This window comes from Pseudonocardia sp. 2-7 (genome assembly GCF_056341085.1).
In genome coordinates this window covers 484,964-510,040 of sequence record NZ_CP094507.1, presented here as the reverse complement: position 1 = coordinate 510,040, position 25,077 = coordinate 484,964, and the positions used below count along the sequence as shown (strand labels likewise).

Annotated in this window: 29 protein-coding genes, 3 pseudogenes and 1 other annotated feature; of the genes and pseudogenes, 22 read left to right on the top strand and 10 right to left on the bottom strand. The window is 73.1% G+C overall.

The genetic code is table 11. The features are described 5' to 3' along the window. Positions 1 to 129: 129 nt before the first annotated feature. Genes MTO91_RS02635 through MTO91_RS02625 form a run of 3 tightly spaced genes read left to right on the top strand, consistent with a single transcriptional unit; the run spans position 130 to position 3,247 of the window. Positions 130 to 1,779 (top strand): PP2C family protein-serine/threonine phosphatase, encoded by a 1,650-nt coding sequence (locus MTO91_RS02635; protein ID WP_476653638.1) that lies wholly within the window; start codon positions 130 to 132, stop codon positions 1,777 to 1,779. After that, positions 1,776 to 2,888, top strand: a complete 1,113-nt coding sequence (locus MTO91_RS02630) for a cobalamin B12-binding domain-containing protein (RefSeq protein WP_405419884.1) — start codon at positions 1,776 to 1,778, stop codon at positions 2,886 to 2,888. Before MTO91_RS02635 ends, MTO91_RS02630 begins: the two co-directional genes overlap by 4 nt. Beyond that, the gene (locus MTO91_RS02625) at positions 2,885 to 3,247 is read left to right on the top strand and encodes an STAS domain-containing protein (protein WP_226364667.1); all 363 of its coding nucleotides are present in this window, start codon (positions 2,885 to 2,887) and stop codon (positions 3,245 to 3,247) included. The genes MTO91_RS02630 and MTO91_RS02625 overlap by 4 nt, the downstream gene beginning before the upstream one ends. 18 nt (positions 3,248 to 3,265) lie before the next feature. Here the strand turns inward: MTO91_RS02625 and MTO91_RS02620 are convergent, their stop codons facing one another. Further along, the gene (locus tag MTO91_RS02620) at positions 3,266 to 4,225 is read right to left on the bottom strand and encodes a ring-cleaving dioxygenase (protein ID WP_405419886.1); all 960 of its coding nucleotides are present in this window, start codon (positions 4,223 to 4,225) and stop codon (positions 3,266 to 3,268) included. Positions 4,226 to 4,324: 99 nt separating this feature from the next. On the opposite strand from MTO91_RS02620, the gene MTO91_RS02615 reads away from it, so the two are divergent. The 3 genes from MTO91_RS02615 to MTO91_RS02605 all read left to right on the top strand — a co-directional run bounded on the left by MTO91_RS02615 (position 4,325) and on the right by MTO91_RS02605 (position 7,136). Continuing rightward, the gene (locus MTO91_RS02615) at positions 4,325 to 4,489 is read left to right on the top strand and encodes a hypothetical protein (RefSeq protein WP_167379071.1); all 165 of its coding nucleotides are present in this window, start codon (positions 4,325 to 4,327) and stop codon (positions 4,487 to 4,489) included. 35 nt (positions 4,490 to 4,524) lie between these two features. Next, positions 4,525 to 5,070, top strand: a complete 546-nt coding sequence (locus MTO91_RS02610) for a Dps family protein (protein WP_476653635.1) — start codon at positions 4,525 to 4,527, stop codon at positions 5,068 to 5,070. A gap of 284 nt (positions 5,071 to 5,354) precedes the next feature. Further along, positions 5,355 to 7,136 carry a BCCT family transporter gene (locus MTO91_RS02605; RefSeq protein ID WP_253067443.1) on the top strand — a complete coding sequence of 594 codons (1,782 nt, stop codon included), beginning with the start codon at positions 5,355 to 5,357 and terminating at the stop codon, positions 7,134 to 7,136. A 36-nt stretch (positions 7,137 to 7,172) separates the two neighbouring features. Here MTO91_RS02605 and MTO91_RS02600 read toward each other — a convergent pair whose 3' ends face one another. Genes MTO91_RS02600 through MTO91_RS02590 form a run of 3 tightly spaced genes read right to left on the bottom strand, consistent with a single transcriptional unit; the run spans position 7,173 to position 8,795 of the window. Then, positions 7,173 to 7,889 (bottom strand): metal-dependent transcriptional regulator, encoded by a 717-nt coding sequence (locus MTO91_RS02600; protein ID WP_073575890.1) that lies wholly within the window; start codon positions 7,887 to 7,889, stop codon positions 7,173 to 7,175. A gap of 29 nt (positions 7,890 to 7,918) precedes the next feature. Next, positions 7,919 to 8,473, bottom strand: a complete 555-nt coding sequence (locus MTO91_RS02595) for a TetR/AcrR family transcriptional regulator (protein WP_073575889.1) — start codon at positions 8,471 to 8,473, stop codon at positions 7,919 to 7,921. After that, positions 8,466 to 8,795, bottom strand: a complete 330-nt coding sequence (locus MTO91_RS02590) for a DMT family transporter (protein WP_062399751.1) — start codon at positions 8,793 to 8,795, stop codon at positions 8,466 to 8,468. The genes MTO91_RS02595 and MTO91_RS02590 overlap by 8 nt, the downstream gene beginning before the upstream one ends. A gap of 117 nt (positions 8,796 to 8,912) precedes the next feature. Here MTO91_RS02590 and MTO91_RS02585 point away from each other — a divergent pair, with 117 nt between their 5' ends. From MTO91_RS02585 to MTO91_RS02565, 5 genes are all read left to right on the top strand, one after another. Next, positions 8,913 to 9,800: a nicotianamine synthase family protein gene (locus tag MTO91_RS02585; protein ID WP_161152809.1), complete on the top strand. Its 888-nt coding sequence runs from the start codon at positions 8,913 to 8,915 to the stop codon at positions 9,798 to 9,800. Positions 9,801 to 9,903: 103 nt separating this feature from the next. Further along, positions 9,904 to 10,329, top strand: coding sequence for a DUF4383 domain-containing protein (locus tag MTO91_RS02580; RefSeq protein WP_083658659.1), 426 nt, complete (start codon positions 9,904 to 9,906; stop codon positions 10,327 to 10,329). Positions 10,330 to 10,646: 317 nt separating this feature from the next. Continuing rightward, entirely contained in the window at positions 10,647 to 11,393 is a 747-nt protein-coding gene (locus MTO91_RS02575) for a response regulator transcription factor (RefSeq protein WP_100879384.1), read from the top strand. Positions 11,394 to 11,407: 14 nt separating this feature from the next. Continuing rightward, positions 11,408 to 12,787 carry a sensor histidine kinase gene (locus tag MTO91_RS02570; protein ID WP_253067440.1) on the top strand — a complete coding sequence of 460 codons (1,380 nt, stop codon included), beginning with the start codon at positions 11,408 to 11,410 and terminating at the stop codon, positions 12,785 to 12,787. After that, positions 12,784 to 12,972, top strand: coding sequence for a hypothetical protein (locus MTO91_RS02565; RefSeq protein ID WP_161152811.1), 189 nt, complete (start codon positions 12,784 to 12,786; stop codon positions 12,970 to 12,972). Before MTO91_RS02570 ends, MTO91_RS02565 begins: the two co-directional genes overlap by 4 nt. Here the strand turns inward: MTO91_RS02565 and MTO91_RS02560 are convergent. After that, positions 12,935 to 13,285, bottom strand: a complete 351-nt coding sequence (locus tag MTO91_RS02560; protein ID WP_161152812.1) for a TraR/DksA family transcriptional regulator — start codon at positions 13,283 to 13,285, stop codon at positions 12,935 to 12,937. The genes MTO91_RS02565 and MTO91_RS02560 overlap by 38 nt on opposite strands. Between MTO91_RS02560 and MTO91_RS02555 the strand changes: the two are divergent. Both MTO91_RS02555 and MTO91_RS02550 read left to right on the top strand, forming a co-directional pair. Next, positions 13,246 to 13,518: pseudogene (locus MTO91_RS02555) on the top strand (NUDIX domain-containing protein); the annotation flags it as partial. The gene MTO91_RS02560 and the pseudogene MTO91_RS02555 sit on opposite strands and share 40 nt — an antisense overlap. Positions 13,519 to 13,585: 67 nt before the next feature. Beyond that, the gene (locus MTO91_RS02550; RefSeq protein ID WP_476653632.1) at positions 13,586 to 13,789 is read left to right on the top strand and encodes a hypothetical protein; all 204 of its coding nucleotides are present in this window, start codon (positions 13,586 to 13,588) and stop codon (positions 13,787 to 13,789) included. Between the two features lie 5 nt (positions 13,790 to 13,794). Here the strand turns inward: MTO91_RS02550 and MTO91_RS02545 are convergent, their stop codons facing one another. The 3 genes from MTO91_RS02545 to MTO91_RS02535 form a co-directional block, all read right to left on the bottom strand. After that, positions 13,795 to 14,739 (bottom strand): acetyltransferase, encoded by a 945-nt coding sequence (locus tag MTO91_RS02545; protein WP_476653631.1) that lies wholly within the window; start codon positions 14,737 to 14,739, stop codon positions 13,795 to 13,797. A 226-nt stretch (positions 14,740 to 14,965) separates the two neighbouring features. After that, positions 14,966 to 15,976, bottom strand: a complete 1,011-nt coding sequence (locus MTO91_RS02540) for a BtrH N-terminal domain-containing protein (RefSeq protein WP_476653629.1) — start codon at positions 15,974 to 15,976, stop codon at positions 14,966 to 14,968. Beyond that, complete coding sequence (locus MTO91_RS02535) at positions 15,969 to 16,493, bottom strand: PadR family transcriptional regulator (protein WP_476653628.1); 525 nt, start codon at positions 16,491 to 16,493, stop codon at positions 15,969 to 15,971. The genes MTO91_RS02540 and MTO91_RS02535 overlap by 8 nt, the downstream gene beginning before the upstream one ends. 162 nt (positions 16,494 to 16,655) lie before the next feature. On the opposite strand from MTO91_RS02535, the gene MTO91_RS02530 reads away from it, so the two are divergent. Then, on the top strand, positions 16,656 to 17,393 hold the full coding sequence (locus MTO91_RS02530) for a GntR family transcriptional regulator (RefSeq protein ID WP_224403740.1): 738 nt from the start codon (positions 16,656 to 16,658) through the stop codon (positions 17,391 to 17,393). Positions 17,394 to 17,404: 11 nt separating this feature from the next. Further along, the gene (locus MTO91_RS02525) at positions 17,405 to 18,667 is read left to right on the top strand and encodes a dicarboxylate/amino acid:cation symporter (protein ID WP_476653626.1); all 1,263 of its coding nucleotides are present in this window, start codon (positions 17,405 to 17,407) and stop codon (positions 18,665 to 18,667) included. Positions 18,668 to 18,816: 149 nt separating this feature from the next. Here MTO91_RS02525 and MTO91_RS02520 read toward each other — a convergent pair whose 3' ends face one another. Further along, entirely contained in the window at positions 18,817 to 19,278 is a 462-nt protein-coding gene (locus MTO91_RS02520; protein WP_476653624.1) for a DUF1801 domain-containing protein, read from the bottom strand. A 134-nt stretch (positions 19,279 to 19,412) separates the two neighbouring features. Here MTO91_RS02520 and MTO91_RS02515 point away from each other — a divergent pair, with 134 nt between their 5' ends. The 7 genes and pseudogenes from MTO91_RS02515 to MTO91_RS02485 all read left to right on the top strand — a co-directional run bounded on the left by MTO91_RS02515 (position 19,413) and on the right by MTO91_RS02485 (position 24,193). Next, positions 19,413 to 19,862, top strand: coding sequence for a helix-turn-helix transcriptional regulator (locus tag MTO91_RS02515; protein ID WP_208820683.1), 450 nt, complete (start codon positions 19,413 to 19,415; stop codon positions 19,860 to 19,862). Positions 19,863 to 19,940: 78 nt separating this feature from the next. Further along, positions 19,941 to 21,187 (top strand): IS3 family transposase gene (locus tag MTO91_RS02510; RefSeq protein ID WP_476653622.1). Its coding sequence is split into 2 segments (ribosomal slippage): positions 19,941 to 20,223 and positions 20,223 to 21,187, totalling 1,248 coding nucleotides; the frame shifts between segments, so codons are not numbered across the junction. Beyond that, positions 20,222 to 20,350, top strand: a sequence feature (AL1L pseudoknot). (Overlaps the previous gene by 129 nt.) 35 nt (positions 21,188 to 21,222) lie before the next feature. After that, a pseudogene (locus MTO91_RS02505) lies at positions 21,223 to 21,480 on the top strand (IS701 family transposase); the annotation flags it as partial. A 203-nt stretch (positions 21,481 to 21,683) separates the two neighbouring features. Continuing rightward, a pseudogene (locus MTO91_RS02500) lies at positions 21,684 to 21,818 on the top strand (aldehyde dehydrogenase family protein); the annotation flags it as partial. Positions 21,819 to 21,892: 74 nt separating this feature from the next. Further along, entirely contained in the window at positions 21,893 to 21,994 is a 102-nt protein-coding gene (locus tag MTO91_RS02495; protein ID WP_476653620.1) for an aldehyde dehydrogenase family protein, read from the top strand. After that, positions 21,987 to 23,654, top strand: a complete 1,668-nt coding sequence (locus tag MTO91_RS02490) for a thiamine pyrophosphate-binding protein (protein WP_476653618.1) — start codon at positions 21,987 to 21,989, stop codon at positions 23,652 to 23,654. The genes MTO91_RS02495 and MTO91_RS02490 overlap by 8 nt, the downstream gene beginning before the upstream one ends. A gap of 8 nt (positions 23,655 to 23,662) precedes the next feature. Next, the gene (locus MTO91_RS02485; protein ID WP_476653617.1) at positions 23,663 to 24,193 is read left to right on the top strand and encodes a hypothetical protein; all 531 of its coding nucleotides are present in this window, start codon (positions 23,663 to 23,665) and stop codon (positions 24,191 to 24,193) included. A gap of 48 nt (positions 24,194 to 24,241) precedes the next feature. On the opposite strand, the gene MTO91_RS02480 is transcribed toward MTO91_RS02485, so the two are convergent. Beyond that, positions 24,242 to 25,042: an IclR family transcriptional regulator gene (locus tag MTO91_RS02480; RefSeq protein ID WP_476653616.1), complete on the bottom strand. Its 801-nt coding sequence runs from the start codon at positions 25,040 to 25,042 to the stop codon at positions 24,242 to 24,244. Positions 25,043 to 25,077: the final 35 nt, after the last annotated feature.

Here is a 25,077-nt window from a genome sequence, read left to right as displayed (position 1 = left end):
GGCACGCATCGCCGCCCCCGCGCCGCGCGCCCGGGATGAGGGCCTGTCGCGTACGCGGTACGGTAGGGCGTTCCGCGCCCCGGCCTCCCCGGGCGCCGACGACCGGCCCGCCAGGGGCCAGGAGCTGATGTGACCGAACTGGAGCCGACGACCGGCGACGCGACCGTGCTACCGGACGCGTCGCCCGTGGTCGACCGGCGCTGGGCCGATGCGCCGTGCGCCGCGCTCACCGTCGGCGCCGACGGCACCGTGCTGCAGGCCAACGGAGCAGCACGCGCGCTGCTTCCCCGGGCCCGTACCGGGCACCCGCTGTCGCGGGTCGCCCCGTGGCTGGCCACCGCGGGTGGCGCCGACCGCGGCGTCCCCACCGCGTTCTCCGACATCGTCGACGGCCGCGCGCTGGAGGCCCAGCCCGTCCGGCACGAGGACGGCTCGGTCACCTGGTGGCTGATCGACGTCACCGACGTCCGGTCCATCCGCGACGAACTGCACCTGGAGCAGGCCCGCGCCGCTTTCCTGTCCGAGGCCTCGGCCGCGCTCCTGGGCTCGCTGAACCTGGGTCGCTGCATGGAGGTCACCGCCCAGCTCGCCGTGAGCAGACTGGCCGACGGGGCGCTCGTGATGACCCCGGGCACCCGCGGGCAGTTCCACGTCGTCGACGCCGTCACCGACGGTCCCGTCCGGCACCGGACACTGCGCATCGACCCGGACGAGGTCCCCGGCCTGGCCGAGGCACTGCAGGGCTTCCCACCGGTCCCGTCGCGCTGGATCGACCCCGCCGTGGCCCCCGCCTGGGTGACGCCCGACGGGTTCGGCGAGGTCGGCTCGATCGTCGTCACCCCGCTGCCGGGGCACGGCATCCCGGCCGGCGCCATCGTGCTCCTGCGCCGCGCCGACACCGGGCCGTTCAGCGAGGGTGAGGAGGCGACCGCCCGCGAGTTCGCCGCCCGGTCCGGTCTCGCGATGTCCGCGGCCCGCATGTTCGCCCAGCAGGCCTCGATCACCGAGACCCTGATGCGCGACCTGCTGCCGCCGTCGCTGCAGCACGTCTCCGGGGTCGAGTTCGCCGGTGGCTACCGGCCCGCGCAGGACTCCGAGCGGGTCGGCGGCGACTTCTACGACGTCCACCCCGGCGCGGAGGGCTTCGACGAGACCCTCGCCGTGCTCGGGGACGTGTGCGGCAAGGGCCTGGAGGCCGCCGTGCTCACCGGCAAGATCCGCAGCGCGCTGCACGCGCTGCTGCCGATGGCCGACGACCACCTGCGGCTGCTGCACCTGCTCAACAACGCGCTGCTCTCCGACGACCACGCCCGCTTCGTGACGCTGGTGCTGGCGTCGGTGTCGCGCAGCGGGGCCGACGTGCGCATGCGGATCACCTGCGCGGGCCATCCGCCGCCGCTGATCATCCGCGCCGACGGCCGCGTCGAGGAGGCCGCGACGCTCGGCACGCTGATCGGGGCGCTGCCCGAGATCCACGCGTCGACCTGGGAGACCCGGCTCGGGCCCGGCGAGACCTGCCTGATGTTCACCGACGGCATCACCGAGGCCCAGGGCGGCCCGCTCGGGCGCGACCAGTTCGGCGAGGAGCGCCTGCGCCGCGCGGCCGCCGAGTGCGCCGGGATGCCGGCCGAGGCCGTCGTCGAACGGGTGCAGATGCTCGCCACCGAGTGGGTGGGGCGCAACTCCCACGACGACATGGCCGTCCTCGCGGTCACCGCTCCGCGCGGCCGGCACCTGACCGCGGTGGGTGGGTCGGGCCGGGGCAGGTACACCGCATGACGGCCGGGCACTACACCGACCTGCTCTGGGACGCGGTGCTGCGCGGCGACGAGTACAGCGCGGTCGACGTCGTCGTCGACGCGCTGCGGGACGGCCTGGAACCCGAGGCCGTGCTGCTCGAGGTGATCGGCGCGGTGCAGCAGCGGGTCGGGCTCGAGTGGGCGGCCAACCGCCTCTCCGTCGCCCAGGAGCACGCCGCGACCGCGATCAACGAGCGCGTGATCAGCACGCTGTCGCTGACCAGCGGGCGGCACGGCGGCGAGCGCGGCCGGGTGACCGTGGCCTGCGTCGACGGCGAGTGGCACGCGCTGCCCGCCCGGCTGCTCGCCGAGGTGCTGCGGCTGCGCGGTTTCACCGTCGACTACCTGGGCGCGCAGGTCCCCGCGGCGCACCTGGTCACCCACCTGCACCGGACCGGCCCGGACGCGGTGGCGCTGTCGTCGTCGATCGCGACCCGGCTGCCGACCGCGCACGCGACGATCACGGCCTGCCAGGCCGCGGGTGTCCCGGTGATCGTCGGCGGCCGGGCGTTCGGCACGGACGGCCGCTACGCCCGCCTGCTCGGCGCCGACGCCTGGGCCCCGGACGCGCGGACCGCCGCCGAGACCCTCGCCGACGGACTGCCCGCCCCGGCGCACCCGCACGCCCAGCCGATGGACGACCTGCCGCACCTGTCCGACCAGGAGTACACGCTGGTCACCCGCAGTGCCCCGCGGCTGGTCGCCACGGTGCTGGACCGCCTGCCCGAGCGTGTCCCGGCGATGGCCGGATACGACGACGACCAGCGCCGGCACACCGCCGAGGACGTCCGGCACATCGTCGACTTCCTGTCCGTGGCGCTCTACACCGGTGACGCGGAGCTGTTCGAGCACTTCCTCGGCTGGACCGCCGAGGTGCTCGAGGCCCGGTCGGTGCCGGTGGCCGTCCTGCGGCCCGTCCTGGACCTGCTCGGCGACGAGCTGCGCGACTTCACCCGGGCGTCGGAGCTGCTGCGGCGCGCGACCACGTCCCCGGCGCTCACCGGAGGCGCGGACACCCCCGTCCCGGCCGGCGCCGTCACCGAGGGCGCCGACCCCACGACGCTGCACCGAACCGGAAGGCCCGCATGAGCGACCCGCGAGAGCTGTCCCTCACCTGGACCAGCCCCGCGCCGGACCTCGCGACGGTGGCGCCGGCCGGTGACCTCGACTACGCCACCTCCGACGCGCTCACCGACGCCGTCGCCGTGCTGCTGACGGACCGGCCCGGCCTGCGTGAGCTGCGGATCGACTGCGCCGGGATCGGGTACTGCGACTCCTACGGTCTGTCGTCGCTGCTGATGATCCGCAGGCGGACCCGGGCCGCAGGCGTCGAGCTGCACCTCGACAACCGTGCCGGTGCGCTGGAGCGGCTGCTGCGCGTCACCAACACCCTGGAGCACCTCACCGGAGCCGACGGGCCGGCCCGCGAGCAGCGGCTCGACACCTGAGCCGGCCGGCCCCCGCGGTCACCCCCGGTCGCGCAGCGCGGGCAGGTTCGCCTCGATCGTCGCCCGGTCCGGCTCCAGCCACGGCGGCAGCTTCAGCGCGCGGCCGAGTTCGAGCAGCGGCTCGTCGACGGTGAAGCCGGGCTCGTCGGTGGCGATCTCGAACAGCACACCGCCGGGCTCGCGGAAGTAGATCGAGGTGAAGTACTGCCGGTCGAGGATCTCGGTGACCTCCAGGCCGCGGGCCACCAGCTCGGTGCGCCACTGCTGCTGGGTCGCCCGGTCCGCCACCCGGAACGCGATGTGGTGCACCGTGCCGCCGGCCTGCACCCCGTGCCCGTCGACGCCGCCGACCACGTCCACGGCCGTCGCGGTGTCCCCCGTGGTGCGGAAGCGGCTGCGGGCGCCGTCGTCGCCGGTGTGGGTCATGCCGAGGTCGGTGAGCATCCGCTGGGTCGGTTCGAGGTCCGCCTCGGACAGCGTCACCGCGTGCAGGCCGCGTACCGCGTGCTCGGCAGGCACGTCGCCGGCACCGTCCCAGCCCGAGCGGATGTCGCCGGGCGCGGCGACGAGGTCGATCACCAGCCCGTCGGGATCGCGCAGGGTCAGGACCTCCTCGGCACCCGACGACGCGTCCCGGGTGCGGGGGTCGTCGGCGTCGACGCCGAGCGCGGCGAGGTGGGTCTGCCACCAGCCCAGCGACTCCGGCGGCACGCCGAACGCCGTGGCGGTCGTCAGGCCGGCGCCCTGACGGCCGGGCTCGACGTCGGGCCACGGGAAGAACGTGAGGATGGTGGCGGGACGGCCCGCCTCGTCGCCGTAGTAGAGGTGGTGGACCTGGGGCGCGTCGAAGTTCACCGTCCGCTTCACCAGTCGCAGGCCGAGCACGGTGGTGTAGAAGTCCACGTTGCGCTGCGGGTCCCCGGCGATCGCCGTGACGTGGTGCAGCCCGTGCGGGGTGACGGTCGTGCCGGGGGTCATCGCATCGCTCCTAGGGGTGGTCGCTCCCCCACCGGCTACCCGTTCCCGGGACCGCCGACGCCGGACATGAAACCCGCCCGACCGGGGTACCCGGGTGTCATGACGACGCCCGAGAAGGACCAGCGCGAGCAGGACGAGCGCACGAGCCACCCGGTCCCGACCGAGCAGAGCGACACCCCGGTCGACGAGACCCCCGACGGCGACGGCGTCCACCTGGCCGCCCAGCCCGTCGCGGACGACGACCCCCGCACTGCGGCGTCCTGAACCACGCACCCGTCACGGAAGGACTGCACAGAACCATGGCCACGATCCGTTACACCGTCCCCGGTCTCGAGCGCGGAGACGCCGAGCAGGTCGTCGACATCCTGCAGCACCGTCTGCACGCCCTGAACGACCTCCAGCTCACGCTCAAGCACGTGCACTGGAACGTCATCGGCCCGAACTTCATCGCGGTGCACGAGATGCTCGACCCGCAGGTGGACGCGGTCCGCGGGTTCGTCGACGACGTCGCCGAGCGCATCGCGACCCTGGGCGGCTCGCCCAACGGCACCCCCGGCGCGCTGGTCAAGGACCGCACCTGGGACGACTACTCGATCGGCCGTGACCAGGCGACCGCCCACCTCGGCGCGCTCGACGTGGTCTACACCGGGGTCATCTCCGACCACCGCACCCAGATCGAGAAGGTCGGCGCGCTCGACCCGGTGACCGAGGACATGCTCATCGCCCAGGCCGGCGAGCTGGAGCAGTACCAGTGGTTCGTCCGGGCGCACCTGGAGAACGCCGACGGTTCGCTGAACACGCAGGGCAAGGCCGGTGAGCAGGGCGCAGCTGACGCCTCCCGTTGACCCTCCTCCACGACGCGACGCCGACCCGGGCCCGGTATCCACACGGATACCGGGCCCGGGTCGTGTCGTGCTCCGGACCGGCCGTGACCGAATCGTTCTCCTCGAGCCCAGGGACGGCCGCCCCGGGCATCCGCCCTGCTCACACCCTGGAGCGACCGCGGGACGGCGTCGACGACCCTGTCTCCCGGCCCCGGGCGTCCTGCCCCGTGCGGCCACTCCACCTACAGTCGCGTGCCGGACATTCCACCTGAATCGACGCGTAAACCCCGAACCGGAGGTACACGGTGATCGCCCGCTATCTCAGGGAGCACACGAGCCCTCCCGTCTTCGTGTCGTCGGCGGTGCTCGCACTCGCCTTCGTACTGTGGGGTGCAGTCGCCCCCGCATCGCTCGGCTCCGTCGCCGACGCCGTGAACTCGGCCGTGACCGGCAACCTCGGCTGGCTCTACATCTTCACCGCGAGCGCCTTCGTCGTGTTCGTCGTCGTGCTCATGGCCTCGCGCTTCGGCCGGGTCAAACTCGGGCCCTCGGACTCGACGCCGGAGTACAAGACCGTCTCGTGGTTCGCGATGCTGTTCACGGCGGGCATGGGCATCGGGCTCGTCTTCTACGCCGTCGCCGAACCGCTGACGCATTTCACGAGTCCCCCGACCGGCGAGGCCGGGACGGCGGAGGCGGCGGAGAACGCCATGCTCTACACCTTCTACCACTGGGGCCTGCACCCGTGGGCGATCTACATCGTCCTCGGGCTCTCGCTGGGCTACTTCTCCTTCCGCAAGGGGTTGCCACTGCGTCCCGCCGCGGCCCTCTATCCGCTGATCGGGAACCGCATCAACTCCTGGCCGGGCTACCTGGTGGACGTCGTCGCGGTGTTCGGCACACTCTTCGGGCTGGCGACCTCGCTGGGGATCGGGGCGCAGCAGGTCGGCGCCGGGCTGGAGACCCTGTTCGGACTGGAGAACAGCACTCCGCTGCAGATCGTGCTGATTCTGCTCATCACCTCGGTCGCCGCCGTGTCGGTGCTGCTCGGGATCGACAAGGGCATCCGGAACCTGTCGTTGATCAACCTGTGGTTGGCGCTGGCGCTGATGCTGTTCGTGTTCTTCTTCGGCCCGACCCGGGACCTGCTGAACTCGGCGGCCGCCAATGTGGGCGTCTACGTCCAGCAGCTGCCGGGACTGAGCTTCCAGACCTTCCCCGGTGACACCGACGCGCAGAGCTGGCAGTCGAGTTGGACGTTGTTCTACTGGGGATGGTGGATCTCGTGGTCGCCGTTCGTCGGCATGTTCCTGGCCCGCATCTCCTACGGCCGCACGATCCGCCAGTTCGTCGCCGGTGCACTGTTCGCCCCGGTCGGCGCGTCCATGGTGTGGATGACGGTCTTCGGCGACACCGCCCTGGACATCCTGCGGGCCGACCCGGCGAACCCGCTGGCGGGCGCCCCGGACTCGCCGGAGACCTCGATGTTCCTGCTCCTGCAGCAGCTGCCGGTCCCGGAGATCCTCACCCTGCTCGCGTCGGTGCTGTCGATCGTGGTGGTGGTGCTGTTCTTCGCGACATCGTCGGACTCGGGTTCCCTCGTGATCGACATCCTGACCAACGGAGGAGACCCGAACCCCCGTTGGCAGCAGCGCCTGTTCTGGGCCGTACTCGAAGGCGTCATCGCCGCCGTACTGCTCGGGGCCGGGGCGGCCGCGGGCGCGGATGCGCTCTCCGCCCTGCAGACCGCCTCCATCCTCGCCGGGTTGCCGCTGTGCATCGTGCTGATCCTCATGGCTGTCGGTCTCATGAGGGGCCTGCGCAGTGAGCGGTTCGTCGTCGCGCTGCCGGTCGAGGCATCGCCGGCTCTGGCTCTGAGGAGCAGCACCGCACGAACGGACGACCTCACGACCGAGCGGGCGGAGGTCGACGGCGGCCAGGCCACCATCGACCCCAACGGGGCCCTCTACTCCGAGACCGCGGTCGCCACCATGGCGACCTCGGATGAGGTCGAGCCGGACTCCGGCGACGACGTCCTCGACCACGCGGGGGACGTCGCGCTCGAGCGGCGCCAGGGCTCGACCTGACGGATCCCGGGGCCCGGATACCCGGGCCCCGGGACCTCACGGGTGCCCGTGCTCGTCGCCGCCCACCCACAGGGCCGTCGCGAGCGCCGGGCCCCACTCGTGCTCGGCCTCGCCCGGGGCGGGGTGTGCCTGCTCGCGGGAGCGGCGCAGCCGCACCACGAACGGCCCCTCGAAGGGCTTGCGGGTCAGCAGGTCCACCCGGTCGCCGAGCCGGACGTCGTGCGCGTCGAGGAAACGGAGCACCTCGGGGTCGGTGTCGTCGACGCGTACCAGGGTGCCACCCTCGCCGTAGCGCAGGTCCGGCAGCCGGCGGGCGTGGACCACGGGCATCGTGCCGTCCCGGGCCGGGATGGGGTCGCCGTGCGGGTCGAACCGCGGGTGCCCGAGTCGGGTGTCGATCCGGTCGAGCAGCCGGTCGGAGACGGCGTGCTCGAGCGCCTCGGCCTCCTCGTGCACCTCGTCCCACGCCAGGTCCAGCTCGGTGACCAGGAACATCTCCAGCAGCCGGTGCCTGCGCACCACGGCGAGCGCGGACACCCGCCCGGCGGCGGTGAGCGTGATCCCGGCGTAGCGGGCGTGGTCGACCAGTCCGGCGTCGACGAGCTTGCGCACCATCCCCGACGCCGACGGCGACGAGACCCGCAGCCGCTCGGCCAGCGCGGAGACCCCGACCGACCCCTCCCACCGCTCCGAGAGCAGGAAGATGGTCTTCAGGTAGTTCTCCACGGACTCCGAGAGGCGCTCCGCGCTCATGCCCACCACGGTATCCCGGCGACGGCGGCTCAGGCGGTCCCGGCCGCGCAGAGCCGGGCCAGGAGGGCGGGGTCGACCGGCGAGCCGAGGGCACCGCTCAGGGTGAGCCCGTTGACCGCGGCGGTCAGCAGCGCACGCCGGTCGGCGTCGTCGGGCAGGAGCCGGGCGGCGGCCGCGGCGAGCGCGACGTCCCAGCGGTCCAGCTCACCGCGTAGGTCCGGGCGCCGCGCGGCCAGCAGGAACAGCTCGTACTCGGCGATCGCGGTGACCCGTTCCTGACGGACGCAGTCCTCGACCAGCGCGACGAGGTCGCCCGGGACGGTGACCGCGTCGAGCCGGGCGATCCAGCGGTCGTTGACCGCGGTGAGCGTCGCGACCAGCAGCGCGTCGACACTGGGGTGGTAGTAGAAGACCGCGCTGGGCGGCACGCCGGCCTCCGCGGCGACCGCGCGCTGGCTGACCGCGGCGACCCCGCCGGCGCCGACCAGCCGCAGCGTGGCCCCGACCAGCTCGCGGCGGCGCCGGTCCCCGCGGCGGCGGCGACCGTCGGCCTCGGAGGTGTCCTGTCCGATCGCATCAGGCATGCGCGGTCGCGCCGCCCAGCTCCAGGGCGAGCACCCCGGCGATGACGAGCGCGATCCCGCCGAGCTGGACCCAGGTCAACGACTCACCGAGGAAGAACACCCCGATCAGCGCGACCAGCGCCACCCCGGCCGCGGCCCAGGTTCCGTAGGCGATCCCGAGCGCCATCCCCCGGCCGAGCGCCTGGGACAGCGACCAGAACGCCAGCCCGTAGCCCACCACCGTGATCATCGACGGCACCAGCCTGCTGAAACCCTGCGAGAACCGCAGCGCCACCGTTCCGGTGACCTCGGCGCCGATCGCGAGCGCGAGCCAACCCCACATCGCCGGACTCCTCCCCCTCTGTCCGCTCCTTGCCATATTGTAGAGCGTTCGCTCAAGTTTCCCGCCACCCGGACGACCGAGCACGAAATGGTTGTCATTGGCTTACGGTGGATCATCGTGACCACGCAGAGCAGTCGGACGACCGCGCCCGGTTTCCCCGCACCCCGCCGTCCCCGCGGCGACGGCTCCGTCGCCGCCGTCGCGACACGACTCGTGGACCTGCGACGACGCCTGGAGCGCACCGACCTGCGCCCCGCCCCGGACACCGACGCCGCGTTCGGCGAGCTCGTCGGACTCTGCTGCTTCCCGCCCGCCGGCTGCACCGAGGGCGTCCTGGCACAGGTCGCCCCGCACTCGGACGCCCTGCGGACCCTCGCCGCGACCGGCGAGGGCCACATGGAGAACCACTGGGCGGGCCGGATCGCCGCCGCCCCCGACCCGCGGGCCGAGCTGGACCGGTTCCCCTACCTGGGCAACTACCACGACCTCGTCCGGCTGGAGCTCGCCGCGCTGACCGCCGTCGGACTGCCCGCGCCGCGGCGCGTCGTCGTGCTCGGGTCGGGGCCCCTGCCGCTGACCGGCCTGGTGCTGGCCACCGGGCACGGCGCGCAGGTGCTGCACGTCGACCGGGACCGGGCGGCCGTCGCCGCGGGGGACGCGGTCACCGCCGCCCTCGGGGCGGACGGGCGGGTCCGCAGCCTGGTCGCCGATCTCGACGACCCGCAGCTGTCCCCCGCGCTCGCCGACGAACTGGGCAGGGCCGACCTCGTGCTCGTCGGGGCCCTGGTCGGTCCGGACGCCGCCACCAAGGCCGCGATCACCGCCCGGCTGACCACCGCGACCGGGCCCGGCACGACCCTGCTCGTGCGGTCCGCCGCCGGGCTGCGGACCCTGCTCTACCCGGAGATCGTCCCGGCCGACCTGCCTGCACTCGACGTACTCCTCGAGGTGCACCCGCGCACCGACGTCGTCAACTCCGTCCTGGTGGCTCGCGCCGCCACGTGAGGTGCGTCGCTACCGCGGTTCGGAGCGCCTCCGGCCGGGCAACCGGACCCCGACGAGGGGCGCAGCGACGCGCCGGAGGACGACGGACCGAGGAGGTCGGGACATGATGCGGACGACGGGCGGGTTCTCCCGGCCCTACACCCCGGTACAGCCGGTCGCGGCGGCGTTCGCCGCGGCGTTCCTGCTGGTCGGAGCCCTGGGCTTCGTCCCGGGCGTGACCTCCGGTGAGCTCGCCGTGCTGCCCGGTGCGGGTACCGCGGCGCTTGCCGGGCTGCTGCCGGTGTCGGTGCTGCAGAACGTGCTGCACCTCGTCATCGGCGTGGCCGGGCTGGCCTCGGCGCGCTCCGGTGCCGCGTCGCGGGTGGTGCTCGTGGCCGGTGGCGCCGTCGCGCTGCTGAGCGCCGCCGTCGCCCTGGACGCCGTGGGCGCGGCCCTGGTGGTCGTCGCCGTCGCGATGGTCGGCTGCGCGACGCTGCTGCGCGGCCGTCCCGTGGTGCGTCCGGGCCGCCGCGGGGCCGCCGCGGCCTGAGACCTGGACGGGGCGTGACCCCCGTGGTCCGATGGCGGTGTGTCCGACACACCGTCCGCCGGGACCCCGGTCACCGGACGACACCCCGACCACGGCCACGAGGCCGAGGTCGGCGACCCGGTGTGCTGGCTGGACCGGCTCTGCCCGGACTGCGGGGCGATGCCCTCGCCCACCGACGACGGCGGGCCGCCGCAGACCTGCTGGCGCTGCGGCGCCGCCGTCACGCCCCCGTCGGACTTGCGATCGCCTGACGATCGTGCCGGGCCCGACGCCGGGGTCGACGGAACCGGCCCGGATCCGGTGGAATCGCCGTCATCATGAGCGAACACGGCCGGACCCGGGTGCTGCTGGTCGACGACGACGTCCGGATCGGGCGCGCGCTCGGCCTCGCCCTGGGCGACGAGGGCGTCGACGTCGATGCGGTCCACACCGGCGAGCAGGCCCTGGTCAGTGCGGCTCGCCCGGGCGTCGACCTCGTGTTGTTGGACCTCATGCTGCCGGGCATCGACGGCCTCACGGTCTGCCGGCGGCTGCGCGAGACCGGTGACCTGCCGATCATCATGGTGACCGCGCGCTCCGACTCCGCCGACGTCATCGCCGGCCTGGAGGCGGGCGCCGACGACTACGTCACCAAGCCCCTGGTGGCCGGGGAGCTGGCCGCCCGCATCCGGGCGCTGCTGCGTCGCCGGCGTCCGACCCCGGCGGCACCGCGCCGGATCACCGTCGGCGACGTCGAGCTGCGCCCGGACGAGGGCACCGTGCTCCGCGACGGCGCCCCGGTACACCTCACCCGCACCGAGTTCCGGCTGTTCGCCGAGCTCGCCGCGGCGGGCGGGCGGATCGTGACCCGCGACGAGCTGCTGTCGCGGGTGTGGGGCTACGAGTACCACGGCGACACCCGGCTGCTGGACGTCCACGTGCGACGGCTGCGGCGCAAGGTCGAGCTCGACCCGGACCGGCCGGTCCTCGTGTTGACCGTGCGCGGCGCCGGGTACAAGGTCGGCGACCCCGGACCGGACGCCGCACTGCCGGGCGCCGCCCCCGCCTCGGGCCGCGGCGGGTGAGCGGGCGCGGCAGGATGCGGTCCGTGCTGGACCGACTGCCGCTGGGCCGGCTTCCGCTGCGTCACCGGATCGGCGTCGCGTTCGCCGGGGTGTCGCTGGTGGTGACCGGGCTGTTCGCGACGGTCACCTGGAACCTCGCGTCGTACTACCTGGTGGAGCAGGGGGTGGAGAGCGCGACCCGGCAGCTCGCGGTGAACCTCCAGCTCGTCGAGCGGGCGATGGCCGACACCGCCGACGTCGGCGGGCTCGACGACCTGTTGACGGGCCTCGCGGGTACCCCGGACACCACGGTCGCGCTGCGCCGCGACGGCGCCTGGACGACCAGCGGCCGCGAGGTCGACCCCGACCTGCTGCCGGCGGGTGTGCTGGCGCTGGCGGAGAACGGGACCGGGGCGCGGCAGCGGGTGATGGTGGCGGGGATGCCGAGCGTCGTCGTCGCGGCGCCGATGCCGGGCGGCGACGTGTTCGTCGAGGTCTTCCCGATGCAGCGGCTCGACGCCAACCTGAGGTTCCTCAGCGTCGTGCTGTTCACCGGGGTCGCGGTGAGCGCGCTGCTCGGGCTCGCGCTGGGCCAGTGGGCCGGGCGGCGCGCGCTGCTGCCGCTCACCGCCGTGACCCGGGCCGCGGCACGGATCGCCGGGGGTGACCTGACCGCGCGGCTGCCGTCGAGCACCGACGCCGAGCTCGCCCCGCTCGTCGCGACCTTCAACCGGACCGCCGACGACCTGGAGCAGCGGGTGTCGCGCGACGCCCGGTTCGCCGCGGACGTCTCGCACGAGCTGCGGTCGCCGCTGACGACACTGGTGAACGCGGCCGCGGTGCTGACCCGGCGGCGCGACGAGCTCGCACCGACCGCGCGGGAGGCGGTCGAGCTGCTCGACGGCGAGATCCAGCGCTTCCGCCGGATGGTCCTGGACCTGCTGGAGATCTCCCGCAGCGACACCCTGCAGCGCGAGGACGGCGAGCTCGGTGCACTGGTCCACGGTCTCGTCGCGGTCCGCGGCGGGGAGCACGTCCCCGAGGTCGACGCCCCGGAGCCGGTGACCGTGCGGGTCGACCGCCGCCGCCTCGACCAGATCCTGGGCAACCTCCTGGACAACGCCGACGCGCACGGCGGCGGCGCGCGGCGGATCGGCGTCGCGCCCCGGGACCGGTACGCCCGGATCGAGGTCGACGACGCGGGCCCCGGCATCCCGCCCGAACAGCGGCTGGCGGTGTTCGAGCGGTTCGCCCGTGGCACCCTGGCCGGCAGCCGCGGCGACGGCGGCGGCACCGGTCTCGGCCTGTCCCTGGTCGCCGCGCACGTGCGCCGGCACGACGGCCGGGTGTGGGTGGAGGAACGACCCGGCGGCGGGACCCGGGTCGTCGTCGAGCTGCCGGGGGTGGACAGGTGAGGACGCGGCTGTGCACCGCCGTGCTGGGGCTGCTGCTCGTCGCCGGGTGCGGGGTGACCCTCGACGACGAGCCGGAGCCGATCGACCTGCCCAGCGGCACGACCTCCCCCACCCCGACGGTGACGGTGCTCCCACCCCCGACAGCGACTACCGGCGACGGCGGCGCGGGTCCGACGCGCAGCTGATGCAGGTCGTCGCGGCGGGCAGCGCCTCCAGCCGTTCCGGCGCGATCGGTCCGCCGCAGACGGCGCAACGCCCGTAGCCGCCCGTGGCCAGGCGGTCGGCCGCCCGGTCGAGCTCGTCGCGCTCCTGCTCGGCGGCGGCGAGCAGCCCCTGCAGCTGGGCACGCTGCACCGCGATCGTGACGCCCTCCGGGTCGTGCTCGTCGTCGTGGCTGGTCAGGGCCTGCTGATCGGCGAGCGCGTCGAGCTCGCGGCGCAGCGAGCCGACCCACTCCTGTGCGCGGGCGCGGGCGGCGGCGAGGGTGGTGGGGTCCACCACCCCAGGATGCGCCCCGGCAGACTGCGGTGGTGAGCCTTTTTCGTCCGGTGTCCGGTGTCGGGGTCGTCCTGGAACGCGCCGACGGCACCGTCGCCGTCGGTCACCGGATCACCGCCGGGGAGAGCCCGAGCTGGTCGTTCCCGGGCGGGCACCTGGAGGGCGGGGAGCCGGTCGTCGCCGCGGCGCTGCGCGAGCTCGCCGAGGAGACCGGTGTCGTCGCGGCCTCCGGCACGCTGGTCGCGGTGTGCGTGCGGCTCGACGGCCCGGGCGTCACCCGCACCGGGAGCGACGGGAGCGGTGACGGGGTCCGCGGTGCACGTGCCCGCGCCCGCCGGCGCCGTGCTGCGGGTGACCGAGCCGCACGCGACCGACTCCTGGACCTGGACCGACCCGGACGCCCTGCCCGGACCGGTGTTCGCCCACACCGCCGCCGTCCGGCACGCCTGGCGCCGCCCCGGCGTCGCGCTCGACGGGTGGGACCTGCACCGCGTCGCGACCTGACGCGGCTACTCGCCGGTGGAGCCGGTGGCGAGCTCGACGACGACGTCCAGGTGGCCGAGGTGGCGGGCGTACTCCTGGACGACGTGCAGCAGGGTCCGTTCGATCGTCGCGGGCGGTGCACCGGCCCAGCGCCCGCTCGGCAACCCCGCGGCTCCGGGCCCCACCGACTCCGCGATCTCGCGGGTACGCAGGCCCTGCGCGGAGAGCGCGGCGACGACGTCGTCCGCGCCGACCCCGGGCGGCAGCGCCCACCGCCCGTCGACGTGGTCGGCCCAGGGGTCCGGGAGGTCGGCGTCGACGAAGCCCCACTCCAGCCAGCGGCGCTCCATGCAGCTCAGGTGGTGCAGCAGCTCCGCGGGAGACCAGCCCGACGGCAGCCGTCCGGTCGTGCGGTCGGCCACCGGCAGCGTGGCGTACCTGGCGAGGACGCGGTCGCGGTAGAAGTCGACGTAGCCGAGCAGCAGCGCGGTCGTCGACGACGCCGGGTCGGACGGCTCGGGGAGCCGGTCGCGGCGCAGGTGCAGCAGCGGGAACGGCCTGCCCTGCCCGTCGCGCCCGGAGCGCCCGGTCCGGACGAAGCCGAGGTGCTCGTAGAACCCGACCGCGCCCGGGTTCTGCTCGTTCACGTCGAGCTCCACCCGCGGCATCCCGGTGGTGGCCGCGGCCAGCAGGGCCGATCCGACGCCCCCGCCGTGCGCGGACGGGTCGACGAACAGCGCCTCCACCCGGTGGCCGTCGGTGCCGACCCAGCCGACCGGGGTGCCGTCGTCGCGCTGCGCGACCAGGACCGTCAGACCCGGCAGGGCCGCCGTGCGGACCTCGGTCTCGATCGCGTCGACGTCGGCCGCGGTGAGGAAGGTGTGCGTGGCCTCGACGGCGCGGCGCCAGATGCGGACCAGCCCGGGGTGGTCGGCGGGGGTGGCCGGGCGGACGGTCGGGAAGCTGCTCACCGGGCCAGGATCGCAGCGGTGTCGACCGGGTTCGCCCGGCACCGGCCGGTGTCCCACCACGGGACGGGTGGGCCGGACCGCGGTCGACACCGGGCCCGGAACCGTCGACGATCGTCCCGTGACCGTCCTGGACGTCCTCCTGCCGCAGCTCGTCGCTGTGCCCGGGGCGCTCGCCGTGCCGGCGGGCGGCGGCCGGGCCCGGGGCACCGACTGACCCCGGCCCGGCTCAGAGCGACCGGAGCGTGCCCATGGCCGCGGTCTCCAGGTCCGCGATCCGTAGCAGCAGCCCTGCGGCCTCGGTCAGGCCGGCCGGGTCCCCGTCGAGCCCGGCGCGCTCGACGAGGCCGGCGACGCGGGTCCAGAGCGTCGCCGACTCGGCGAACAGGTCCCGGCCCCGTTCGACCGCCGCGGCGCGTCCGCCCGGCCCGTCGCCGTCGTCGAGCAGCGGCAGGCAGGCGGTGAGGAAGTCGCGGTAGAGGGTCCGGAACAGTGCCCCGCCGGTACCGGCCCGTTCCATGAGCATCGCCATCTGGGGCAGGTCCCGGGGCGGGTCCTCGACGCGGTCGAGCCAGGACGGGGCGCGCTTCGCCGTCGTCCGGATGCCGCGGTGCCCGATGTTGGCGATCGGCGGGTGCAGGAACGCCTCGGCGCACTCGACGATCGCGGGCACGATCGCGGGGACGGGGTCGACCGGCTCCCGGAGCGGTCCGAGGGTGAACGAGCGGTGCGGCGCCGACATGGGTCCGCGCGCCGCGCGCGCCCGGGCCAGACTCTCCAGGCTCGTGCTGACCCGGCCGCCCTGCTGCGCGGTGTCGAGGAGGTACGCGGACTCCTCGTCGTAGCCGAGGAGGGCCACGACGTGACCCGCGAAGTGGACCCGGGACCCGAAGTAGTCCAGGTCGTGGCTGTCGAGCTGCAGCCCGACGGGCACGCCGTCGTCGACGAGGGTGCGCACCTGGTCCCACCCCCGGCGGGCGGACGAGGTCTCCTGGACGCGCAGGTCGAGGCCGAGGCGGCGGGCGAGGGTGCGGGTCAGCTCGAAGGGCTTGACCCGCCCGCCCAGGAACGGCACCGGCTGCCGCTTCGAGTCCCAGTACACGAACGACAGCCCGGAGCCGAGCCCGAACAGCACCGGTTCGGCGAGGTGGATGCCGGCGTGCCCGAGGAGCGCGCCGAGCGCCGTCGTCTCGCAGTGGACGCCTCCCGTGGCCGGGACGCCGGTGGATGCATCACTCATCGGACACCTGGACCCGCTCGGCGAGCCACGACCTCTCCGCACGGAGCTGGGACAGGGAGAACGAGAAGACGTCGCGCGCCTCCGACGGGAGTGGCTCCTGCCCGGTCCGGGCGGCGGCGACCGCGTCGATGCGGGCGTCGAGGCCGACCAGCCGGGTCCGGAGCGCCGCGTCGACCTCGTGTGCGGGGAGCAGGCCCGCGTGGGCGAGGCCGGCGACGAAGGAGCGGGCGGGGACCCCGGCGTCGGCGAGCAGCTCGCGGACGTCGGCGGCCGCGGTACGGCGCCCCCGGTCGGTGATGCGCACGACGCGGCGGGCCTTCGGGGAGGGGCGGACGTCGTCGGCCTCGGCCAGGCCGCGGGCGGTCAGCTTGTCGAGCAGGTAGTAGATCGAGGAGAAGCCGATGTCGGTCCAGCGGCGGACACCGCGCTGCTCGACGACCTGCTCGATGTCGTAGCCGTGGCGCGGGCGCTCGGCCAGGGTCCCGAGGACGACCAGCTCGCCGAGGGTCAGCTCCACGACTGTATTCTAGCACTGGAATAGCGCTCCGGACCGCCTCGCGTGCGACCTCCCCGTGCGAAACACGACGACACCGGCGCGAGACGCCGCCGCAACGTGCCGCTCCTAGCGTCTCCACCTGCTGTATCCAGCCCTGGACACAGCAGGTGAGGAGGCTTGTCGATGTCGAGTGCCGTCGACGAGGCGGGGACGCCGCCGCTGCGCGAACGCGTCTACGCCGTGCTGCGGGACGACGTCGTCAACGGCGACATCGGCGCGGGCACCCGCCTGACCGAACCGAAGCTCGCCGCGCGGTTCGGCATCTCCCGCACCCCGGTCCGCGAGGCCCTCGGCCGGCTCGTCGCCGACGGCCTCCTGCAGCGCGAGGAGGACTACGGCTACTCGGTCGTCGTCCCCGACCTGGCGGGGGTGCGTGACCTCTGGGAGGTCCGCATCGCGGTCGAGCTGCGCGGGATCGACCGGTGCCGGGAGAACCCGGGCACCGTGCACGACGCCGGAGCGCTCCGGGCGGAGCTGGCCCGCTGGCACCGGATGCTCGAGGAGCCGCCCGCGGCGGGCCCGGGCTTCGTGCTGGAGGACGAACGGTTCCACAGCACGCTGCTCGCGGCGTCGGGCAACCCCGAGCTCGTCGCGGTGCTGGCCGACGTGCACCGCCGGATCCGTCGGGTGCGGATGAACGACTACGTGCTCCCCGGCCGCGTCGAGGCGGCCGTCGCCGAGCACGTCGCCGTCGCCGAGGCGGTCCTCGCTGGACGGCTCGACACCGCGCGCCACCTGCTGCACCAGCACATGGGCGCCTCGCTGGAGATCGTCACCGAACGCGCCGGTCGCGCCCTGCTCGCCACCGACACCCGGGGCCGCCGCCGTGGCCCGGCCACCCTCGACGTGAGGACCTCATGAGACTCGCCGCGATGAAGCATCCCGCCGTCCTGATCGCGCTCGCCGCGGTCGCCGGGATCGTGTTCGGTCTGGTCGCCGGCGAGTGGGCCGGCAACCTGAAGGTCGTCGGCGACGCCTTCATCCGGCTCGTCCAGATGGCGATCGTGCCGCTGGTCATGACTTCGGTGATCGCGGCCTGCGGGTCGATGACCGGGTCCGGTACCGGCAGGCTCGCGCTGCGGACCTTCGCCTGGATGATCGGTCTGTCGGTCGTGGCCGCGGTGGTCGCGGTCGCGCTCGGGCTCCTGTTCCGCCCGGGCGCCGGCATGGTCGCGACGGCCGCGCCGGACGCCGCGCTGCCGCCCGCGGCGGCCCCGGAGAGCTGGCAGGACACGGTCCTGGGCTTCTTCACCACCAACGTCGTCGAGTCGATGGCCGAGGCGGCGATGGTCCCGATCATCCTGTTCTCGCTGCTGTTCGGCGTCGCCCTCAACCGGCACGTCCACGCGACGGGCAACGCACTCGTCCTCGACGTCGTCGGGCAGCTGCAGCAGGTCCTGCTCACCCTCATCCGGCTGGTCATGTACGTCGCGCCGATCGGGGTCTTCGCACTGCTCGCCGACCTGTCCGGCCGCATCGGCTTCGCCGTGGTCGGGTCGGCACTGGCCTACCTCGGCACCAACCTGCTGGGCGTCGTCGTGCTCACCGTGCTGTTCGTGGCGATCGTCGCCGCGCGCACCTGGCTCAACCCCGCGCGCCTGCCCCGCACGCTCGCGGAGCAGACCGCCGTCGCGGTCACGACGACGAGCTCGGCCGTCACCTACCCCACCGTCCTGCGCACCACGATCGAGAAGGTCGGCGTGAGCCCGCGGGTCGCCAACTTCACGCTGTCGGTGGGGCTGACCATGGGGTCCTACGGCGCCGTCCTCAACTACACGATCGTCGGGCTGTTCCTCGCCCAGGCCGGGGGCGTCGACCTGTCCGCCGGGCAGATCGTGTTCGGGATGGTCCTCGCGATCCTGCTCAACATGGGCACGATCACCGTGCCGGGCGGGTTCCCCGTCGTGGCCCTGTTCCTCGCCACCACCCTCGGGCTGCCGCCCGCGGCCGCCGGGCTGCTCATTGCCGTCGACTGGTTCACCGGGATCCTGCGGACGTTCCTCAACGTCAACGCCGACACCCTGGTGGCGATGCTCGTCGCGCACCCCGACGGGGAGATCGACCGGGACGTCTACGACGGTGCGCGCGCCGAGGATCCCGTGGAGACGGCGGTCGGGAGCGGCTCGGGAGCCTGACCGGCGGAACGACGCGTTCGCGGGGCTCGGCAGTCATGTCGGTCAGGGGCCGGACCTGCTCCGCAGTCCGATACGCCCCCGGCAGCGACCTCACCCGGGCCGGGAGGGCGTTCGACCCGCCGGGCGGACGCCATCCGGGGGGGGCGGCGTCAGCCTGCGGCCTTCTCGACGAGTGCGGCGACAGTATTCGTGGCGTCGTCGTTCAGCGCGGTCACGGCGAACGAGGTGGGCCACAGGCCGCCGTCGTCGAGGCCGGCCTCGGGGGTGAAGCCGAAGGTCGAGTAGCGTTCTTTGTCGTCGTGGCCGCTACGGAAGAAGCACACGACCTTCCCCTTCCGTGCATAGGCCGGCTGGCCGTACCAGAGCTTCGGTGACAAGCCCGGGGCGCTGCTGGTGACGATGGCGTGGATGCGTGCGGCGATCGCTCGGTCCGGATCGGCCATGCCCTCGATCTTCGACAGCACGTCAGCCTCGTCGGCGGCCGCCTTGTTGCCCCGGCCCCGGCCCGCCTGCGTCCTCAGCTCGGCCGCGCGTTCCCGCATGGCGACACGCTCCTGCTCGGTGATCCCCCAACTGTCGTCGGCGGTGGTCTCGTCGGACGTGGATCCCATCTCGGCTCTCTCCTGTGGTCGGGGGCTGTGTGCTGTGTGGACGAACGCGACGGAGGTCGGCGGCGGCGGGGCTTCTCGAATCGTGATCGATATCGAGGTACGGGCGGCCGGCCCGTGGATGCGACGATGCCGAGGTGGCTCCTGGTCGCGCGCAGGCGCAGCGGTTGCGGGACATCGTGGTGATCCGCCGGGTCCGGGACCGGATCGACCGTGAGTACGCCCAACCGCTGAATCTCGAGGCCCTCGCCCGCGGCGCGAACATGTCCGCCGGCCACCTGAGCAGGGAGTTCCGCCGGATCTACGGGGAATCGCCCTACGCATACCTGATGACCCGGCGGGTCGAGCGCGCGATGACGCTGTTGCGTCGCGGGGACCTCACCGTCACCGAGGTGTGCTTCGCGGTGGGCTCCTCGTCACTGGGGACGTTCAGCACCAGGTTCACCGAGCTGGTGGGCGTGCCGCCGAGCGTCTACCGCCGCGACCACTCGCGAGCAGCCGAAGGTATCCCGCCGTGCCTCGCCAAGCAGGTCACCAGACCGATCAGGATTCGAGAAGCTGAACCTCCGCAGCCGGATCTAGCGTGAGTGGCATGGACATCACCATTCACTATGTCTCGCGCCGGGTTTGATGGAGGGTGTCAAGCCAGGAGATGATGAGCAGCGATGGCAGCCCCACGGAAGCACCCCAACGAGCTGCGGGAACGAGCGATCCGGCTGGTCCTCGACGCCAAGGTCGACCCTGTCAACGCCGGCAGGAACGTCTGCCGCCGTATCGGTGACCAGCTGGGAATCCATCCGGAAACCCTGCGCGGCTGGGTGAAGCAAGCCGAGATCGACGCCGGATCCCGGCCTGGGACGACGACCGATCAGGCCGCTCGGCTGGCGGAGCTGGAGCGGGAGAACCGTGAACTCCGCCGGGCCAACGCCATTCTCAAGTCCGCTTCGGCTTTCTTCGCGGCGGAGCTCGACCGCCCGCAACGGTAGTCACCGACTACATCGACAAGAACAGGAACGAGTTCGGGGTCGAGCCGATCTGTGCCGTGCTGAAAGACGCCGGTATCCCGATCGCCCCGAGTACCTACTACGCGGCGAAGACCCGTCCACCCTCGGCCCGGGCGGAACGCGACATCCTCGTCTCCGCCGAGATCGCACGCGTGCACGCCGAGAACTACGGCGTCTACGGCGTCCGGAAAGTCTGGGCACAGCTGGGCCGCGAAGGCGGCGTGGACGACCGGCCGGTCGCGCGGTGCACCGTCGGCCGGCTCATGAAAGCCGCAGGCCTGCGCGGTGTCCGGCGGCAGCGGGTGCCGCGGACCACCATCCGTGCCGACAGCCCCGACCTGCGCCCGGACCTGGTCGAGCGCGACTTCACCGCGACGGCCCCGAACCGGTTGTGGGTCGCCGACATCACCTACATCAAGACGCATTCCGGTTGGGTGTATGCCTCGTTCGTCATGGACGCGTTCTTCCGGAGAATCGTGGGTTGGCAGCTGTCACGTCATCTCTACACCGATCTCGCCCTGGACGCACTCAACATGGGGATCTGGATCAGGGAACACAGCGGTGCGGATCTGTCGCAGTTAACGCATCATTCGGACCGCGGCGTCCAATACGTTGCCATTCGCTACACTGAGCGGCTCGGCGAAGCCGGTGTCGTCGCTTCCGTCGGGTCGGTCGGCGATTCCTATGATAACGCGATGGCGGAGGCATTCAACTCGTTGTTCAAGGCCGAATTGATCCGCAACAAGGGGCCGTGGGCAGGGATCAGCGACCTTGAACTCGCGGTCGCCGAGTACGTCGACTGGTACAACCACCGCCGACTACACGGCGAACTCGGCTTCGTCCCGCCGGTCGAGTACGAGATCCAGAACGCCACCACCACGACCGCCCGGAAGCCCGCCGGAGCATGAGAACTCAGCCTCTACCAAACCCGGCACTTGACAGGGAGCTGGCGTTCTACCGCTGCGCCGCCCCCGCGGCCACGCCGCTGCGCGAGCTGGTCCGCGTCGCCGGCGCACGCTGGGCGATCGAGGAATGCTTCCAGACCTCCAAGAACGAAGCCGGCCTCGACCACTACCAAGTCCGCTCCTACCGAGCCTGGTACGCCCACATCACACTGGCCATGCTCGCCGCCGCCTACCTGTCCGTCACCCGCGCACAGGAGGCCGAAAAAGGGGATCTCCAGCCGAGCGGACCGGCCTGATCCCGCTGAGCGGCAACGAGATACGGCGTCTGCTCGCCACCCTCATCCTCACCCCAGCCGCCTGCCTGGCCAGCACACTCGCCTGGTCCACCTGGCGCCGACGACGCCAGCACCAGGCCCGGACCTGCCACTACCGCCGCCGCGGCCCACGCCCACCAGCCTAACAAAACGCCGTTGCAGTACTAACCGGCGTCCGCCCGGGCATGCGCATCGAGCAGGAGGAGGTGTTCGGGCCGGTCATGTCGGTGCTCACCTTCGACGAGCTGGACGACGCCGTCCGCATCGCCAACGGCGTGCAGTTCGGGCTCACCGGCAGCATCTGGACCCGTGACGTGTCCACCGCGGTGACCCTCGCCGACCGGCTCGACGCCGGATACGTGTGGGTCAACGGCTCGTCGCGGCACTTCTGGGCATGCCCTTCGGCGGCACCAAGTCCTCGGGCATTGGCCGCGAGGAGAGTATCGAGGAGCTGCTGTCCTACACCGAGCTCAAAGCGGTGAACGTCCTTGTCTGAGGTCTCCGAGGCGCGCACCGGCGCCGACCTGGTCGCGGGCTGCCTGGTCGCCGAGGGCGTCACCCACGTGTTCGGGTTGCCCGGCACCACGGTGATGGACCTGATCGACGTCGTGGCTCAGAACCCGCACCTGCGTTATCTGTCGACTCGCCACGAGCAGGTCGCCGGGTTCATGGCGGACGGCTTCTCCCGGGCGGGCGACGCCTTGGGGGTGTGCCTGGCCTCGCGTGGCCCGGGGGCGGCGAATCTGTCCATCGCCGTACAGAACGCGCACGACGAGTCGATCCCGATGCTCGCCCTGATCGGTCAGGTGCCCGGCAGCATCACCGAGCGGCGGTCGTTCGAGGAGATGGACGTCGTCGCGGCGTTCCGGCCCTTCTGCAAGTGGGTCGTGGAGATCCACCAGGTGGACCGCATCCCCGAGCTGCTGCAGCGGGCGGTCCGCACGGCGGTGTCCGGCAGGCCGGGCCCCGTCGTCGTCTCGCTGCCGCTGGACGTCCTGCAGGCGGTGGTGGCGGCGGTCCCCGGGCCACGCACCCGGATCCACGCCCCGGCCCCCGCCCCCGCGGGCGTCGCCGAGGCGGCCCGGCTGCTCGCGGACGCCGAGCGGCCGGCGATCATCGTCGGCGACGGGGCACGCGACCCGGAGGCGGTGCTGCGGCTGGCGGAGGCGATTGGTGCACCCGTCGTGACGACGTGGTTGCGCAAGGGCGCCGTACCCCACTCGGACCCTGCCTTCCTCGGGGCGCTGGGCTACGGGGCGCACGAGGTGTCCGACCGGCTCGTCCGCGAGGCGGACGTGCTGGTCGCGCTCGGCTGCCGGTTCTCGGAGTTCACCACCAAGCGGTGGACCCTCATCCCCGAGTCGGCCGCCCTGGTGCACGCCGACGGCGACCCGGAGGAGCTCGGTCGGGTGTACCCGCCGACGGTGGGGATCGTGTCCGACGCCGCCGACGCCGCCACGGCCCTCGCCGCCGCCCTGGACGGCGTCGACCCGGACCGGGACGGACGCCGCCGGGCGCGGCGGACCGCGCTGCGCAAGGAGTTCGACGAGGTGCGCGTGCCGGTCGAGGGCGCCCCGCAGACCGGCGCGGTCTCTTCAGGCGCGCTGACCGCCGCGGTGCAGCGCCTCGCCGACCGCGAGGGCGTCGTACTGGTGCAGGACGTGCACACGTTCGGGCCGTGGATCGCGCGACACGTCACCGTCGACCGGCCGCGCAGCTACTACGGCTCGGCGGGCGGCGCGATGGCCTGGGGCTTCCCCGCCGCGATGGGCATGGCGCTGGCCCGACCGGACGAGCGCGTGGTCGCGATCAGCGGCGACGGCAGCTTCTGGATGGTCGCCCAGGACCTCGAGACGTACGTGCGCGAGGGCATCCCGGTGATCAACGTGATCGTCAACAACTACGCCTACGGCAACACCCGCGACCGACAGCGCACCGCGCACGGCGGCCGCTACCACGGTGTCTTCCTCGACAACCCGGACTTCGCCGAGTACGCGCGCCTCACCGGGGCCCTCGGCATCCGGGTCACCTCCGACGCCGAGATCCCGGCCGCGTTCGACAAGGCCCTCGCCCATCCCGGCCCGGTGCTGATCGACGTGGTGCAGGACCGGATGGAGGGACTGCCCCCGGGCCTCGTCCCACCCGCGGCGAAGTGAGTCACCCGGTGGCCGCGGACCCGCTCCCGGTCAGCGTGCTGACCGCCCGGACCGCACGCGGTCCGGGCGGTGCGCTGACCGACTGGGCGCAGGACCTCTGCCGCGCGGCGGCGACGATGCCCGGCCATCTCGCCACCCATATCGGCGAGGAGTCGGTCGATGGGCGGACGACGGTGCACGTCGGGGTGACGTTCGCCTCCGCGGAGGACCTCCTGCGCTGGGAACGGAGCACGGCCCGCAGGCACCTGCTCGACGAGGTCGCGGCGCTGGCCGACGGGGAACCGCGGACGTTCTCGGTGGACGGGCTGGAGCAGTGGACCCCACGGGGGTCGTCGAAGCTCCGGACGACGCTGCTCATCTGGATCGTGCTGTTCCCGATCGCCCTGCTGATGAACCTCCTCGTCATGCCCCTGCTGGAGGAGTGGCCGGTGGCTGCCCGCACCCTCCTGCTGACCGCGGTGCTCGTCCCGGGCGTGGTGCTGGGCACACTCCCCCTCCTCACTGCCCTCCTTGCGGCATGGAGTGGACGATCACGCTGACCGACCGAGGAGGGAACGGACAGGACACCGCCTGGACCTCAATAAAGGTCAGCCGTGCAGCACCGCGCTCGCCTCGTCCACGGCGGCCCGCAACGCCGCCGCGATCTTGCTCTGCTGTTGCCTTGACATCCGCGAGGTCGGGAGCGAGACGTTGAAGGCAAGCCGGGCGGGGGCTCGGTTGGGGGCGAAGGCGACCGCTACGGACGACACGCCCTGTTCGCTCTCTTCAGAGCTGGCGGCGTACCCCCGCTTGCGGATCTGGGCAAGCTGCCGCTCAAGCTCGACTCGGCTGCGGATGCTCTTCTCCGTCAGCCCCTGCAGCTCGTCCCCCGGGTACAGCGCGCGCACCTCGTCGTCGGACATCTGGGCCAGCATGGCCTTGCCGGTCGAGGTGGACGAAGCCGGCATCGACATGCCCAGGCGTGACGACACCCGCACTCCCTGCGGACTTTCGAGGGCGTCGATGAACCGCACCGTCGTCCCGTCGAGGAGACCGAGGTGGACGGTCTCGCGCAGCTCGGCGTTGAGCCGCTCGAGGAACGGGTGCAACTCCTTGCGGAAGTCGAAGCGCTGCAGGATCGAGTAGGCGACCCCGGTCAGAGCGTTACCCGGTCGGTACACCTTCGACTGCGGGTCCTGCCGGACGAAGCCCCGGTAGAGCAGCATCGCCAGCATTCGGTGCGCGGTGGAGGAGGCGACGCCCAGGTACTCGCTGATGTCGGTGAGCCGGACCTCGGACCGCTCGCCGAACAGCAGGAGGATCTTGAGCGCGTTGTCGACCGACTCGATCGGGTACTGCGGCGGCCTCGGCCCCGCAAGCGCGGCCGCATCGAGATCGGATTTCTTCACAGCAGAGAGCCTACCCTGCGAGAGGGACGACTGAC

Excerpts from the sequence above, each read along its gene's own strand:
- MTO91_RS02625 (WP_226364667.1), top strand. The coding sequence starts at position 2,885 with ATGAGCGACCCGCGAGAGCTGTCCCTCACCTGGACCAGCCCCGCGCCG.
- MTO91_RS02530 (WP_224403740.1), top strand. The coding sequence starts at position 16,656 with ATGTCGAGTGCCGTCGACGAGGCGGGGACGCCGCCGCTGCGCGAACGC.
- MTO91_RS02520 (WP_476653624.1), bottom strand. The coding sequence starts at position 19,278 with ATGGGATCCACGTCCGACGAGACCACCGCCGACGACAGTTGGGGGATC.
- MTO91_RS02525 (WP_476653626.1), top strand. The coding sequence starts at position 17,405 with ATGAAGCATCCCGCCGTCCTGATCGCGCTCGCCGCGGTCGCCGGGATC.
- MTO91_RS02590 (WP_062399751.1), bottom strand. The coding sequence starts at position 8,795 with ATGTGGGGTTGGCTCGCGCTCGCGATCGGCGCCGAGGTCACCGGAACG.
- MTO91_RS02600 (WP_073575890.1), bottom strand. The coding sequence starts at position 7,889 with ATGAGCGCGGAGCGCCTCTCGGAGTCCGTGGAGAACTACCTGAAGACC.
- MTO91_RS02580 (WP_083658659.1), top strand. The coding sequence starts at position 9,904 with ATGATGCGGACGACGGGCGGGTTCTCCCGGCCCTACACCCCGGTACAG.
- MTO91_RS02615 (WP_167379071.1), top strand. The coding sequence starts at position 4,325 with ATGACGACGCCCGAGAAGGACCAGCGCGAGCAGGACGAGCGCACGAGC.
- MTO91_RS02620 (WP_405419886.1), bottom strand. The coding sequence starts at position 4,225 with ATGACCCCCGGCACGACCGTCACCCCGCACGGGCTGCACCACGTCACG.
- MTO91_RS02610 (WP_476653635.1), top strand. The coding sequence starts at position 4,525 with ATGGCCACGATCCGTTACACCGTCCCCGGTCTCGAGCGCGGAGACGCC.
- MTO91_RS02595 (WP_073575889.1), bottom strand. The coding sequence starts at position 8,473 with ATGCCTGATGCGATCGGACAGGACACCTCCGAGGCCGACGGTCGCCGC.
- MTO91_RS02540 (WP_476653629.1), bottom strand. The coding sequence starts at position 15,976 with ATGAGTGATGCATCCACCGGCGTCCCGGCCACGGGAGGCGTCCACTGC.
- MTO91_RS02630 (WP_405419884.1), top strand. The coding sequence starts at position 1,776 with ATGACGGCCGGGCACTACACCGACCTGCTCTGGGACGCGGTGCTGCGC.
- MTO91_RS02570 (WP_253067440.1), top strand. The coding sequence starts at position 11,408 with ATGCGGTCCGTGCTGGACCGACTGCCGCTGGGCCGGCTTCCGCTGCGT.
- MTO91_RS02575 (WP_100879384.1), top strand. The coding sequence starts at position 10,647 with ATGAGCGAACACGGCCGGACCCGGGTGCTGCTGGTCGACGACGACGTC.
- MTO91_RS02495 (WP_476653620.1), top strand. The coding sequence starts at position 21,893 with ATGCCCTTCGGCGGCACCAAGTCCTCGGGCATTGGCCGCGAGGAGAGT.